This is a genomic window from Pseudoalteromonas fenneropenaei, assembly GCF_042643375.1.
Lineage (GTDB): Bacteria > Pseudomonadota > Gammaproteobacteria > Enterobacterales > Alteromonadaceae > Pseudoalteromonas > Pseudoalteromonas fenneropenaei.
In genome coordinates, this window is sequence record NZ_JBHRSD010000028.1 from 60,000 (window position 1) to 73,591 (window position 13,592).

Annotated in this window: 13 protein-coding genes; 5 read left to right on the forward strand and 8 right to left on the reverse strand. The window is 44.5% G+C overall.

All coding sequences use genetic code 11. The annotated features are described in order from the left end of the window. Positions 1-18 precede the first annotated feature (18 nt). Positions 19-933: a 4-hydroxy-tetrahydrodipicolinate synthase gene (dapA, locus tag ACFOEE_RS15045; protein ID WP_377125978.1), complete on the reverse strand. Its 915-nt coding sequence runs from the start codon at positions 931-933 to the stop codon at positions 19-21. Between the two features lie 153 nt (positions 934-1,086). Here dapA and ACFOEE_RS15050 point away from each other — a divergent pair, with 153 nt between their 5' ends. Next, complete coding sequence (locus ACFOEE_RS15050; protein WP_377125981.1) at positions 1,087-1,740, forward strand: DUF6058 family natural product biosynthesis protein; 654 nt, start codon at positions 1,087-1,089, stop codon at positions 1,738-1,740. Here ACFOEE_RS15050 and ACFOEE_RS15055 read toward each other — a convergent pair. Further along, complete coding sequence (locus ACFOEE_RS15055; RefSeq protein ID WP_377125984.1) at positions 1,730-1,996, reverse strand: hypothetical protein; 267 nt, start codon at positions 1,994-1,996, stop codon at positions 1,730-1,732. The genes ACFOEE_RS15050 and ACFOEE_RS15055 overlap by 11 nt on opposite strands. 210 nt (positions 1,997-2,206) lie before the next feature. On the opposite strand from ACFOEE_RS15055, the gene ykgO reads away from it, so the two are divergent. Beyond that, entirely contained in the window at positions 2,207-2,341 is a 135-nt protein-coding gene (ykgO, locus tag ACFOEE_RS15060; protein ID WP_377125987.1) for a type B 50S ribosomal protein L36, read from the forward strand. Positions 2,342-2,374: 33 nt separating this feature from the next. Here ykgO and ACFOEE_RS15065 read toward each other — a convergent pair whose 3' ends face one another. Then, complete coding sequence (locus ACFOEE_RS15065; RefSeq protein ID WP_377125990.1) at positions 2,375-2,788, reverse strand: cytochrome b562; 414 nt, start codon at positions 2,786-2,788, stop codon at positions 2,375-2,377. A gap of 153 nt (positions 2,789-2,941) precedes the next feature. On the opposite strand from ACFOEE_RS15065, the gene ACFOEE_RS15070 reads away from it, so the two are divergent. Continuing rightward, complete coding sequence (locus tag ACFOEE_RS15070; RefSeq protein ID WP_377125993.1) at positions 2,942-3,937, forward strand: substrate-binding domain-containing protein; 996 nt, start codon at positions 2,942-2,944, stop codon at positions 3,935-3,937. Between the two features lie 329 nt (positions 3,938-4,266). Beyond that, positions 4,267-5,910 carry a S8 family serine peptidase gene (locus tag ACFOEE_RS15075; RefSeq protein WP_377125996.1) on the forward strand — a complete coding sequence of 548 codons (1,644 nt, stop codon included), beginning with the start codon at positions 4,267-4,269 and terminating at the stop codon, positions 5,908-5,910. Positions 5,911-5,930: 20 nt separating this feature from the next. On the opposite strand, the gene ACFOEE_RS15080 is transcribed toward ACFOEE_RS15075, so the two are convergent. The 3 genes from ACFOEE_RS15080 to ybaK all read right to left on the reverse strand — a co-directional run bounded on the left by ACFOEE_RS15080 (position 5,931) and on the right by ybaK (position 9,917). Then, positions 5,931-6,752, reverse strand: coding sequence for an EamA family transporter (locus tag ACFOEE_RS15080; RefSeq protein ID WP_377125999.1), 822 nt, complete (start codon positions 6,750-6,752; stop codon positions 5,931-5,933). Positions 6,753-6,885: 133 nt separating this feature from the next. Continuing rightward, complete coding sequence (locus ACFOEE_RS15085) at positions 6,886-9,150, reverse strand: acyl-CoA dehydrogenase (RefSeq protein WP_377126002.1); 2,265 nt, start codon at positions 9,148-9,150, stop codon at positions 6,886-6,888. A 308-nt stretch (positions 9,151-9,458) separates the two neighbouring features. Beyond that, positions 9,459-9,917, reverse strand: coding sequence for a Cys-tRNA(Pro) deacylase (ybaK, locus tag ACFOEE_RS15090; protein ID WP_377126005.1), 459 nt, complete (start codon positions 9,915-9,917; stop codon positions 9,459-9,461). An 83-nt stretch (positions 9,918-10,000) separates the two neighbouring features. Between ybaK and ACFOEE_RS15095 the strand changes: the two genes are divergently transcribed. Beyond that, positions 10,001-10,222: a hypothetical protein gene (locus tag ACFOEE_RS15095; protein ID WP_377126008.1), complete on the forward strand. Its 222-nt coding sequence runs from the start codon at positions 10,001-10,003 to the stop codon at positions 10,220-10,222. A 53-nt stretch (positions 10,223-10,275) separates the two neighbouring features. On the opposite strand, the gene dnaJ is transcribed toward ACFOEE_RS15095, so the two are convergent. Beyond that, positions 10,276-11,406 (reverse strand): molecular chaperone DnaJ, encoded by a 1,131-nt coding sequence (gene dnaJ / locus ACFOEE_RS15100; RefSeq protein ID WP_377126010.1) that lies wholly within the window; start codon positions 11,404-11,406, stop codon positions 10,276-10,278. Between the two features lie 238 nt (positions 11,407-11,644). Then, positions 11,645-13,561 carry a molecular chaperone DnaK gene (gene dnaK / locus ACFOEE_RS15105; protein ID WP_377126013.1) on the reverse strand — a complete coding sequence of 639 codons (1,917 nt, stop codon included), beginning with the start codon at positions 13,559-13,561 and terminating at the stop codon, positions 11,645-11,647. Positions 13,562-13,592 lie beyond the last annotated feature (31 nt).

The window sequence follows — 13,592 nt, forward strand, 5'->3', positions numbered from 1 at the left end:
CGGGTGCGACAAATATTGTTATACTAATTTCAATAAGGTTTTGTCGATTAACGTCGCTTTACCACCTATCACTTCCTTTTCCGCGAGGCTGTTAATCAGTGCTAGACCTTGCTGTTGCTGTTGCTCGCTCAGTGGTACATAGGGTAAACGAAACACTGGCGCTACCGCACCTGTCATAATTAATGCTGAGTTAATTGCGATAGGGTTTGGCTCACAGAACAGCCAATTCATTAAAGGCTGGAGTGATTCATTGAGGGCCGCATCTTGTCTATCCATCAAACGGCGCATCAAACCCGGCACTAGGTTTGAGGTCACTGAGATAACCCCATGTGATTGATGGATGTGGCGGCTATCATGAGCTTCATCGTCGTTACCAGACCAACAAGCGATACCGCGCGACTCATAGTAAGCAATACGCTCATTACCCGCACACTCTTTAACACCGATAAAGTGTTTGTGCTTTGCAAGCGATTCAATAATCTCAGGCACAAGATCTTGACCTGTGCGACCTGGCACATTGTAGATAAATGCCGGACCAATATCTAACACTCGATTAAAGTGCGCCTGTACGCCCGCGGTTGAAGTACGCCCGTAATACGGATTGATCTGCAATGCGGCATGCATACCGCTAGCAAAACCATACTCGGTTGCTTTTATTGCTTCACGGGTGTTATTGCTACCTGTATTACCGATAATCAGTATCTTGTCACCAAACTTGCTCGCACTGTGAGCAATCAACATTAGGTGTTCTTCCCAATGCATTAACTGGCCTTCACCTGTTGTGCCGCCAACCACTATGCCTTCGACACCTGCAGCAATTTGCGCTTCTACGAGCTTATCGTAAGCTTTGAGGTCAATGTCGCCCGACATAGTGTAGGGTGTTTTAATGGCCGTGATCAGAGAGGCTTTTTTGATGGTTTGTACACTTTGCATGCTGATGATTTATCGTAATTTCTGATGTGCTCTTTTTACCACAAATCAGCTAGGTTGCCGAGGGAGAAATACAAAAGTTGCAAAAAAAGCTTGCGCGTTTTTCACTTCAGATGCAAACTTCAAATACTGTACATTCATCCAGTATATTTTCAAATGAGCCTAACCCATTATCTGACGACACACTTTTATACCACTACCGAACTTTGTGCAGCTTTACGTATTGACGCCAGCCAACTCGAGCAATGGCAGGAGGCTAAACTTTTCCCTAAGCCGAGTTATTGCTTGCAAAATCACATCAAATGCAGCTCTTATTTGGGCTTTTATGAATGTGAAGAGTGGCAAGATTATTATCCCCGTGGCGCTGCTAATTGGGGGCAAACCTTGCTTAAACAAAAAGTAATGCAGGCCTCGAGCGCCTTTGAGCTTTTTGCGCAAAGTTATTTGGCAACGCTCAGCAAAGTTGTGCAACAAGGAGTCGAATGTCAGGACCCAAGATTTTCTGATGAATTGGACGACCACTTACAACAAGTTTGGCAACAATACCTTTGTAGCAAGTATGGTGTGATAAGCCAAAATGGTTTAGTGGAGGAAGTGGTTTATATCGATCTTGGCCGTGCAATCGTTGATGAAGTGACCGAAGAGCGTGCTAAAGTCTCGCTCAGTGTTGAGGAGCGTAGCTTGCTACTAAAAGGCATCAAACTGCTTAACCGCGGCTTAAGCCATCACGCAGCACATGAAAAACATGATTCCCTACGCTACCATTACGTGGACGCGATTTTACAAAAATACGATTTAACTATTCGTTAATTCGGCGCTCCAACTGGGTGCGAAATATTTCAAAGGCTTTGAGCACAGTTAATTTGTCTGCACAAAGCCCATCGTACCAAGTATCGAACTTTTCATCGTCTTCTTGCTCACTCATCACTTGATATTCGACTAAAAGCTGCACCAAGTCACTGTGTGTACAACTTAACGCGTCTAATTTTGCAATCAAATCTGGGTGGAGCCCTCGCTGCAATTCACCTAACACTTGCGTGTCTAATTTCTCATCAAAATTTGCCATAGTTTTGTTTTTTATCAGCCCATTTTAATCATAGTTATACCAATATTTTGGCGAATAGCCAGTCTCAAACCGTGCAAGTAATTTCGATTGCGCAGAGTTTAAGCGGATCGCTGCGAAACCAGTCAAACTAGTGCAGAAAAACCATGGCAAGCATTTACGAACTAATTGTTATAGTATAACATAGCTTTAATTGTTCATCTGGAGAAAGTCATGAAAGTACTCAGCTCATTAAAATCTGCGAAAAACCGTCCAGGCTGCCAAGTTGTTAAACGCCGTGGCCGTGTATTCGTGATCTGTAAAAGCAATCCTCGCTTTAAAGCCGTACAAGGAAAAGCAAAAAAATAGGCTCATGATGAGCCTATTTTTTCTGAAATTTTCTTACTTGAACTGCCCAAACAGTAATTCCCAAAAGCCAGGGGGTTCGTGCAATTTGTGGTATTCTTTGCGTAGCCCATCAATATTTGCCGCAACTTGTTTGGCTTTGTCCAAGTCTTGCTGAGCAAGCGCCGCTTCCACCGCGTCTAACTCACGCGCCACTTTCTCTAAACCCTGTAAGGATTCGTTGGCCACACTGGGCTTAAAATTAAATTCTCGACTTTTACTTAGCCAACCACGCATTTCGTCAATACCTTGTTGCGCTGATGGAATATCTGGAGCTTGCATAATTTGTTTATAAGCGAAGCCGATTTTTTTCATTACGGCATTAAGATCACTACTCTGTCCTTCTGCATAGCTTGCAACACTGCACAACAACATTACACAACATGTTAATAAAAAAACCAGTTTCTGCATCACCCCTCCTGCATTTTGTGCGATTATAGCTAAATCTATTCATGCTGAAAATGCTACACTGTGTAAAGGTCCTTTACAGAGATGAGAAGTCCGGTGCAAAAACTGTTCGCTATATGGTTATTGTGTTTCACATATTGTGTTACTGCCAGTGAAATGAAAACTCAAGTGATCTTTATTAACCCAGGATACGCTGACACCAATCCTACAGGTCCATTCTGGCAATCCGTATCGACCGTAATGACCAGTGCAGCGCTTGATCTGTCTATCAACTTAGATATTCGCTATGCTAATCGTGACCATATTTTAATGAAACAACTGGTCCTGCAGGCACTCAATGAGCAGCCAGATTATTTAATCGTTGTAGACGAAAAATCCGTCATAACCAAAATACTTTTGCAATCTAAAGCAAATAAAACGCAATTGTATTTTCTACTTAACCGTCCTTCATCCATTGAGCTTGAGAGGCTGCGCAGTAAGGGCTACCAGATAGCAGGCAGTGTGGTGGCTGATAATCTCAAAGTTGGTAAAGCTTTAATGGAGGAAATGCTACGTCGCTCACAAATACATAACGGCACCCTGTTTGCGCTACTTGGCGATGAAGTCACGCCTTCCTCCGTTGACCGTGAGCGTGGTTTACTTAGCGTTGCCAATAAGCAATACAACCTGAAGTTGCGTGAAAAACTATATGCCAACTGGTCTGAACCTGAGGCCTATCACTTAATTTTAGGTTTAGCTCAACGCTATCCTGATTTAGTGATGATTTGGTCTGCCAATGATGCTATGGCGGCGGGTGCTGCTAGAGCCTTAACTAAATTAGGGATCCGCGATAAAATAGTCGTGGGAGGGATCAATTGGGACCCGCAAGCACAATTACTGGATGTTAGCTTTGGCGGTCATATGCTACTTGGTGCCAAATCACTTATCAATATTTTCAATCTCGTCCATGAACTTCATGAACCAAATACGCATCAAACCTTAAACATCTTTGACGCACGCGACGAAAAGTATCTTGAGCTGCTTAAACACATTCCCACAGATGGTTTAAAAGCGGTTGATTTTTTAAAGTTTACCGAAAGTGCCAGTAGCCCCCTATCCTTTACGCTATCTAATATCGTACAAGAGCTCAGCTTACGAACCTCCAACGACTAAAATCTTTGGGTTATTACCTTACAATACCAGTATGAAGGTCGCATTGTGCACTTGCGGCCTTACACTCTCTTTAACCTGCTTAGCCATTAATAATCCACACAAAACCAATACACCTGAAAATAAAATTATTCTTGCTTCGATTTAGATATATTTTAGATGTCTAGCAATCTATTTGTGCTTTTGGGCGATATTGCAACCATCGAACCATAAATATGTACATAATTTATGCTCAAACTAGACCAATTATTTGCCAAAACACAAATTGACAGCGCTGTAATTACCTATTTTAATTACGCCGGAGTTAACAACATGTAAAATAGGTAACTAAGATGAAAAACAAGGTTTCAACAAGCTTCCATTATTCAAAACTGGCCGCTGCAATATTGGCGGTCGCTGTATCTGGCTCTGTTACGGCAGCAGATCAGTCTGTAACCTCAGAAGGCCCAACAAAGCGCGTTATCGTAACGCTCAAAGAGCAGCCTTTAGTTGGTGGTAAATCTGCGTCACTACAGCAAGATGTGATGACTGCTCGTATCAACGCATTACAAAGCTTTAGTGCGCAGCACGATTTGCAACAAGTAAAAGATTTACCAAGTGTAAATGCGCTGGTATTAGAGCTTACCGCAGCGCAAATTCAAACTTTATCGCAAGACGCTCAAGTTGAGTTGATTGAGGAAGATCCAAAGCGTTACTTAATGGCCGAATCTACGCCATACGGTATCACTATGGTGCAGGCGAATCAGCTGAGTGATGCAATGTCAGGTAATCGCAAAGTTTGTATCATGGACACGGGCTATACGCTAAATCATCCAGATCTACCAAACACAGGCATCACTGGGAATGATGGCTATGGTAGTAACGATACTGGCAACTGGTACAATGACGGTAATGGTCACGGTACGCACGTAGCAGGAACCATTGCAGCGATTGGTGGCAATGGTCAGGGCGTTGTTGGTGTCAATCCATCAGGCCAACTCGGATTACATATTGTTAAAGTGTTCAACGATGCAGGTAAATGGGCCTATGGTTCAGATCTAATTAAAGCCATTGAGCAGTGCGAAACCGCAGGCGCTAACGTCACCAGTATGAGTTTGGGCGGCAGTGGTAGCTCAACTGCAGAGCGCAATGCCTTTGCTCAAAGTTATGCACGTGGCATGCTACATATCGCAGCCGCTGGTAATGGTGGTAATAGTAGCATGAGTTATCCTGCATCGTATGATGCGGTTGTATCGGTTGCTGCTGTAGATAGCAGTGAAAACAAAGCGTCGTTCTCACAATACAATAGCCAAGTAGAAATTGCTGGCCCAGGTGTATCCGTTAATTCAACATGGAATAATGGTGGATACCGCAGTATCAGCGGCACTTCAATGGCGACACCACATGTTTCAGGTGTGGCGGCCCTAGTCTGGAGCCACTTCCCGCAATGTAGTAACTCCCAGATCCGCGCTGCGCTAAATGCAACTGCAAAAGATAAAGGTGCTGCAGGTCGTGATACCTCTTATGGCTATGGTATTGTTCGAGCTAAAGCGGCATACGATTACTTAACCGCTAACGGCTGTGACGGCCAACCTGCGGACCTTAACGCCAACTTTAGTTACAGCGTTAATGGCTTAACTGTTTCTTTCAACAACCAATCTACTGGTGCAAGCAGCTACAGCTGGAATTTTGGTGACGGTAACAGCAGCACGCAAGCATCACCTTCACACACCTATGCACAAGCTGGTAGCTATACAGTGACACTGACTGCATTAAACGGTGGTCGCTCAGCGCAAAAAGCACTACAAGTGACGGCACAAGGTGGCGACACTGGCACAGGCTGTAATGGTGTTGCGGCTTGGGACAGCAACAAACAGTACCGTGTTGGCGATGTAGTCAGCTACAAAAACTATCGCTACACTGCAATCTGGTGGTCTATGGCTTCACAACCAGACATTTACTCCAACGTATGGCGCAAAGACGGGGCTTGTAACTAAGCCTATCTCATAAAGGGGCGCTATGCCCCTTTTGTAACAAGTAAAAACACCAATGCAATTAAAACCACACTTAATAAGACTTGCCGTTTACTCACTTGTTCTTTTAATACCAATGCACCAAGTAACAAGGCACTTAAGATCCCCACTGCGCGCTTGATCGCCTCGACTATACCTGGAGATAACTCAGCAATAGCGAACATCTGCGTCAGCACCGCAGCAGCAAACACCACAGCCCCGATTATAAGCCAAAGACGATGGGACAGTATTTCAACTGAAAATTTCGGGCGCAATATGCTGTAATTCAACAGCAAAATACAGAGTGATAAAAATACCGCATGAAAACTCACCGACGCTGCGGCAATTGCCAACTTGTCAAAGACAATACAAAGTCCCCAAGCGATGGCGGTAATGACAGCGTAATTAGTACCTTTATGCCGCATGCTCACACCACCACGAATTAACATACAACCAAGTGTGATCCCTATTATGGCAAGCCATTGCAGTAGTGCTAAACGCTCTGACAACAAGATAAATCCGGCCAAAGCCGCCACCACAGGCGTTAACGAAAGTAGCGGTAAAACCCGTGATAATTCGCCCTGTTTGAGGGCATGAATGTAATACAAGCTACCAATTGCTGCGCAAATGCCGCTGGCGAGTGCGGGCAAGTAATAGTTGACTGTGGGCATTGGCAGATCTTGGCGAAACCAGTTAATGCAATACACAGGTAGTGCCAACGCAGCAAACACAACGGTGAGTTGCGCAGCGCTTAACTTTACAGCCAACTGTTTGCGCACAAAGTCAAACATCGCCCAGCAGATACTTGCAATTAAGGCTAGAAACACCTACACACTCCTTGTTAAACAGTTGCTTAAGTGTATCAAATCTAAATAGAGCTTTGGGATTTAATGCAAAAGAAAAAGCCCACTGCTGCGGGCTTTAGTGGTGTTTCCACCCATTGCATTATTGATTGGGGAATTAACCTGCTTTTTTCAAGCTTTCTGCTGCTGGTTGGCCATGCTCATCAAGCAGATTAAGATTGTAATCAAACTCGTCAACACGAATCGCACGCTCACGCTTTGTATTGTAGTCAAGTAACTGGCTATGTTCCGCCGCGTTGATAACATTCGCTTGCAGTGCATTGTCTAACGTTTCAGCAAAACGTACACCAGCACGAATGGTCTTACTACGTAGCGCTTTTTTCACTTTAGCCAACAACTCTAAACAAGCGATTTTCGCTTTATACGCTTGCTCGTTAATGTCATGACCATCACCTGCTGTTGGTTTCACCAAGTGCGTTAGCTGCGCTTTAAATGCAGTATCTAACTGTGCTGCGTGCGCTAATTCACGAACCAGATCATCTGAAATCGTTGGCATCTTATGGCCAAATTGCAGCGTGATCAGACGCATAAACTTACGCGTGCCACTCGCTGGGAAGTTATCCAAGAAAGCGTGTAATGCCTGCTCCGCACGTTGCAGCGCAAAGCGCGTAGCGTAATGGAAGTAAGGTGCTGCACTTTGGCGGTCCGCCACTGCCACTTTTTGTTCATAGTAACGAATTGACGCCATCGCTGCGTACAAATAACTCATCACATCACCTAGGCGAGCAGATAAAAGTTCTGCTTGCTTAAGCTTGCCACCAAGCACCAATAGTGAGAAATCAGCGTAAACAGAAAGCTTTGCCGCTAACTTATGAACGGCTTTCTCATATTCACGGACTTCAGCTAAAGACGATGCACTCGCTGCCGTAAATGGTAGTAAACCTAAACGGAAGGCGCGTAGACTGTTGCCAATACTATAGCCAACGGTTTTACGCAAAATACGGTTAAAGGTTTTATCAGCGTCCGCCTCTTGGCTATGAATTGCTTCCACCATAGATTGTAAATAAGGGTGGCAACGCATAACGCCTTGACCAAAAATCATTAGGTTACGGGTTAGAATGTTCGCGCCTTCCACCGTGATAGCAATAGGCTGCGCAACGTAGCCACTTGCCAAAGTGTTTTGTGGACCATTTTGGATAGCTTTACCCGCTTGAATATCCATAGCGTGATTTAATACCTCACGACCAATTTCGGTCATGTGATATTTCGCAATCGCTGTCACCACTGATGGTTTCAAGCCAAGCCCCAAACCTTCAGTTGTGAGAACACGCATCGCTTCTTGTAAATAGGTTTTACCCGCAATGTCAGCTAACTTTTCTTGAATACCTTCAAATTGACCAATTGCTAATCCGAATTGCTCACGCACCGCTGCGTATTCTGAAGCGCCTTTTAAAGCCACTTGTGCCGTCGACACGCCAAGCGCTGGCAACGAAATACCACGACCTGCACCAAGGCAGCTCACTAACATTTGCCAACCGCGACCAATGTTCTTTTGACCACCAATGATAAATTCCATTGGAATAAAGACCTTATTGCCGCGCGTTGTACCATTGTAGAAACGAATGCCCATAGGATCATGACGATTGCCAAGCTCAACACCTGGGTGGTCGTGTGGAATAAGCGCACAAGTAATGCCTAACTCTTCTTTCTCACCAAGCAAATGCTCTGGATCAAAAACTTTAATAGCAAGACCAAGGACAGTCGCAATAGGCGCTAAGGTAATATAACGCTTGTCCCATGTTACTTCTAAACCGAGCACCTCTTGACCATTAAATTGGCCCATTTTAACGATGCCGCGATCTGGAATACCACCTGCATCTGAACCAGCCTCTGGGCTAGTTAGGGCGAAACAAGGAATATCGGTACCGTTAGCTAAACGTGGTAAATAATGCGCTTGCTGCTCTTTTGTACCATAGTGTAGTAACAACTCACCTGGGCCTAACGAGTTTGGTACCATAACTGTCACTGCAACAGCTGAAGACTTAGTTGCAATCGTGCCTACGATAGTTGAGTTAGCGTATGGGCTAAACTCACGACCACCAAACTCTTTTGGAATGATTAGTGAAAAGAAACGCTCTTTTTTGAGGTAATCCAAAATGTAATCTGGAAGGTGTTTACCATTTTGGATTTCAGAATCATCAATCATCGCCATTAAGGTTTTAACTGGACCGTCCAGAAACGCTTGCTCGTCTGCTGTAAGTACCGCAGCAGGCACTGCACGCAGTGCTGCGAAATCAGGCTTACCTTGATAGATTGACCCTTCTAACCATACGTCCCCCGCATCCAATGCTTCTTGTTCTGTTACTGAAATGCTAGGTAATACTTTTTTTAACTGTGTTCTTAAACTCATAATCCAACTCATCCGACCAGATTGCTATAGCTACATTACGTCATAAAATTTTGATTAGATCAATTACTCTATCGATGTTTTTAACGAGTTTTTTACTGACAGATCACTTAGTGGCCAAGAATATGAATAAAAATAATAGCTTACACGTGTGCGCTGAAAGCGCTTAGAATAATATTTTTTCGAGGGGAATTTGCTTACTGGCACTATTCAAGTAAGGTTTAGCACATTAGACGCCAAACTTACCGCTCAATCAGTTTAAATTGTGCTGGAAAGGTGCACATTTTTGAGCTGCCGCAAATAGGCGCAAACACAATTTGCGGCTAAAATTCGGCATATTCAGCGCCACAAAGGGCAAGTAATACTTCTGGTGCAATCGCCACTTCTAACCCCCTTTTACCAGCACTGACATAGATACAAGGAAGCTGCATGGCGCTACTGTGTAATAAGGTTTTTAAGCGTCTCTTTTGCGCTAAAGGGCTTATTCCCCCCACCAAATAACCTGTTATACGCTCAGCTAATTTAGGCTCTGCCATGGCAGCGCGTTTCCCACCTACCGCTTTTGCAAATTGCTTTAACTCAACCTGTTTTGTCGCGGGTAAAACGGCAACATGAAGTTGCCCATCAACATCAACCAATAAGGTTTTAAATACTAATGAAGGCGATACATTCAAATGCGTAGCCGCTTCTAAGGCAAAGTTGGTATTATTGGGATCGTGTTCAAACTGCAAAACCTGATACTCTGCCTTATACTTTTTTAGTAGATTTATTGCGGGTGTCATACTTTTCCCTGTTTTATTGCTTAAGCCTCACACAATGACCAACATTAGACTAAAGTCTAATAGGTTGATGGAGGTAACTTATCATGAATGCTCGTATCGCTTGGTTTCTGAGTTGCCTGATGTTAGCGTTTGCCACTGTGACATTTTTAACTCAGGAATACAATTTGTGGGACCAAAGTTTGGTATGTCATAGCAAATGTACCACCTTGGGGTGCAAAAGCGGGCAGCTACTTCGCAATGACGATGGCCTTACCTTAGCTTGTAAATGTAATAGCCAACAAGATTTCTTAATTTTGCTTAATTAGTAATAGTACCATAAATAATAACGGCGCCTTAAGGCGCCGTTAGCGAAACAGACTTATTTAGTCAGGTCGTCAAAGAACTTCTTCACTCCATCAAAGAAGCCTTGCGCTTTAGGGCGGTTTTTACTGCTTTCGCCCCCCATGCTTTCTTCGAGCTCGCGCAATAATTCTTTTTGGCGCTCATTGAGATTCACAGGCGTTTCGATTACCACTTTACAGATCAAATCACCAACCACTCCGCTACGCACTGATTTCACCCCTTTAGCACGTAAACGGAACATTTTGCCCGTTTGGCTTTCAGCTGGGATCTTCAGCTTCGCGCGTCCATCCAAGGTTGGTACTTCAATTTCGCCACCCAGTGCTGCTGTAGTAAAGCTGATCGGAACTTCACAATACAAGTTATTACCATCGCGCACAAAAATAGGGTGTTCACGCACAGAAACTTGTACATAAAGATCGCCCGACGGTGCGCCATGTACCCCCGCTTCACCTTCGCCAGATAAGCGAATACGGTCACCCGTATCAACACCTGCTGGGATCTTCACTGATAAAGTTTTGGTCTTTTCGACACGACCTTGGCCATGACATTTATCGCATGGATCAGCGATGATCTGCCCAGTTCCTTGGCAGGTTGGACAGGTTTGCTGTACCGCGAAAAAGCCTTGGCGCATTTGTACTTGTCCCGCACCATGACAGGTGGTGCAAGTTTTTGGTTTAGTGCCTGGTTTTGCACCGCTACCATCACATGGGCTACATGACACCCAAGTTGGGACTTTGATTTCGACTTCTTTACCACGAACCGCTTCTTCTAAGCTGAGTTCCATGTTGTAACGTAAGTCGGCACCACGCTGCTGGCGTGACTGACGACGACCACCACCGAAGATATCACCAAAGACGTCACCGAAAATATCACCAAAGTCGGCATGACCGCCACCAAATCCACCATGACCACCGCCACCTTGTTCAAATGCGGCATGACCATATTGGTCGTACATCTGACGTTTTTTATCGTCAGTCAGTACTTCGTAGGCTTCCTTCACTTCTTTGAATTTAGCCTCAAGATCAGCATCACCTGCGGTTCTGTCGGGATGATATTTCATCGCTAGACGTTTATACGCCTTTTTTATATCGCGCTCACCCGCATCTTTGCTGACGCCGAGAACTTCGTAATAATCACGTTTTGACATTGCAATCACACTACTTTGTAACTTCTAAAGACCAAAGCACGGTTTGCCTCGGCCAGCTCAATTGAGCAACTCTATCAGGGGTTTCCAGCTAAGAAAATTCCTAGCCTCGAAAACGCGAAAATTTCTTTCATGGTTGACCACTTCAGAAATTTTCGTTTCAGCTCAGTCTGCTTACTTATCTAAGCAGTCAGACAAAAGGCGCGTTAGGTTGACCGCCGCGCCTTTTTCACAAGCATGATTACTTGTTGTCTTTCACTTCTTCAAATTCAGCGTCAACAACATCGTCATCTTGCTTTTTCGCGCTGCCTTGTTCAGCACCACCAGCTTGCTGCTGTTGAGCTTTAGCTTGGGCGATTTCCATTAGCTTTTGCGACTTCTCTGCAAGTGCTTGCGTCTTGCTGTCGATGTCTTCTTTAGTACCAGACTTGATGGCACCTTCAAGCGCAGATAAGGCAGCTTCAATTGCTGATTTATCTTCTGCAGGTAGTGCATCACCAGCTTCTTCAACTTGCTTACGAGTTGCGTGTACTAAAGCGTCAGCTTGGTTACGAGCGCCAACAAGCTCTTCGAACTTCTTGTCTTCTTCCGCATTTGCTTCTGCATCACGTACCATTTTCGCGATTTCTTCTTCGCTCAGACCTGAAGAAGCCTGAATCGTGATCTTCTGCTCTTTACCTGTATCTTTGTCTTTCGCTGATACGTGTAGAATACCATCGGCATCAACATCGAAAGTAACTTCGATTTGTGGTGTGCCACGTGACGCTGGACGAATACCTTCGAGGTTAAATTGACCTAGTGATTTGTTGTCGCTAGCGCGCTTACGCTCACCTTGTAGTACGTGAATCGTCACTGCCGATTGGTTATCTTCAGCTGTTGAGAACACTTGCGATTTCTTCGTTGGGATTGTGGTGTTCTTCTCAATAAGCGCAGTCATCACTTGGCCCATGGTTTCGATACCAAGAGAAAGTGGGCATACGTCTAGAAGTAGAACGTCTTTCACATCACCCGCTAAAACACCACCTTGAACCGCTGCACCTACTGCAACTGCTTCATCTGGGTTAACGTCTTTACGTGGCTCTTTACCGAAGAACTCAGCAACAGTCTTCTGTACCAGTGGCATACGTGTTTGACCACCAACTAGGATGATGTCATTGATGTCACTTACAGAAAGATCTGCATCTGCTAGTGCGCGCTTAACTGGTTCGATTGACTTCTTAACTAAGTCTTCAACTAAAGACTCAAGCTTAGCGCGTGTCAATTTCACGTTCATGTGTTTTGGACCAGTTGCGTCTGCTGTGATGTACGGCAGGTTCACTTCTGTTTGTTGCGCAGAAGAAAGTTCGATTTTCGCTTTTTCTGCAGCTTCTTTAACACGTTGCATCGCAAGTGGGTCGTTTTTCAGATCGATACCTTGATCTTTCTTAAACTCAGCAGCTAAGTAATTGATAACGCGTGTATCGAAGTCTTCACCACCTAAGTGCGTGTCACCGTTCGTAGCAAGTACTTCAAATGTGTGCTCGCCATCTACTTCATCGATTTCGATGATAGAGATATCGAAAGTACCACCACCTAAGTCGTACACTGCAATAACGTTGTCGCCTGATTTCTTATCAAGACCGTAAGCAAGTGCTGCTGCTGTTGGTTCGTTGATAATACGCTTAACTTCAAGACCTGCAATACGACCTGCGTCTTTGGTTGCTTGACGTTGTGAGTCATTAAAGTAAGCAGGTACAGTAATAACCGCTTCAGTTACTGGCTCACCTAGGAAATCTTCCGCTGTTTTCTTCATCTTCTTCAGAACTTCAGCAGAGATCTGAGGCGCTGCAAGTTTCTTACCGCGTACTTCTACCCAAGCGTCACCGTTGTCTGCTTTGCTAATGGTGTACGGCATGATAGCGATATCACGTTGTACTTCTTCATCTTCAAAACGACGACCAATAAGACGCTTGATAGCAAATAAAGTGTTTCTCGGGTTTGTTACCGCTTGACGCTTAGCTGGCTGACCAACTAAAGTTTCACCATCTTCGGTGTAAGCAATAACGGAAGGAGTTGTGCGGTCGCCTTCAGCGTTCTCAATAACGCGTGGCTTATCGCCATCAAGTACAGCAACACAAGAGTTGGTGGTACCTAAATCGATTCCAATAATCTTACCCATGAATCTTCTCCGACTTCAAAATTCTGTAAAT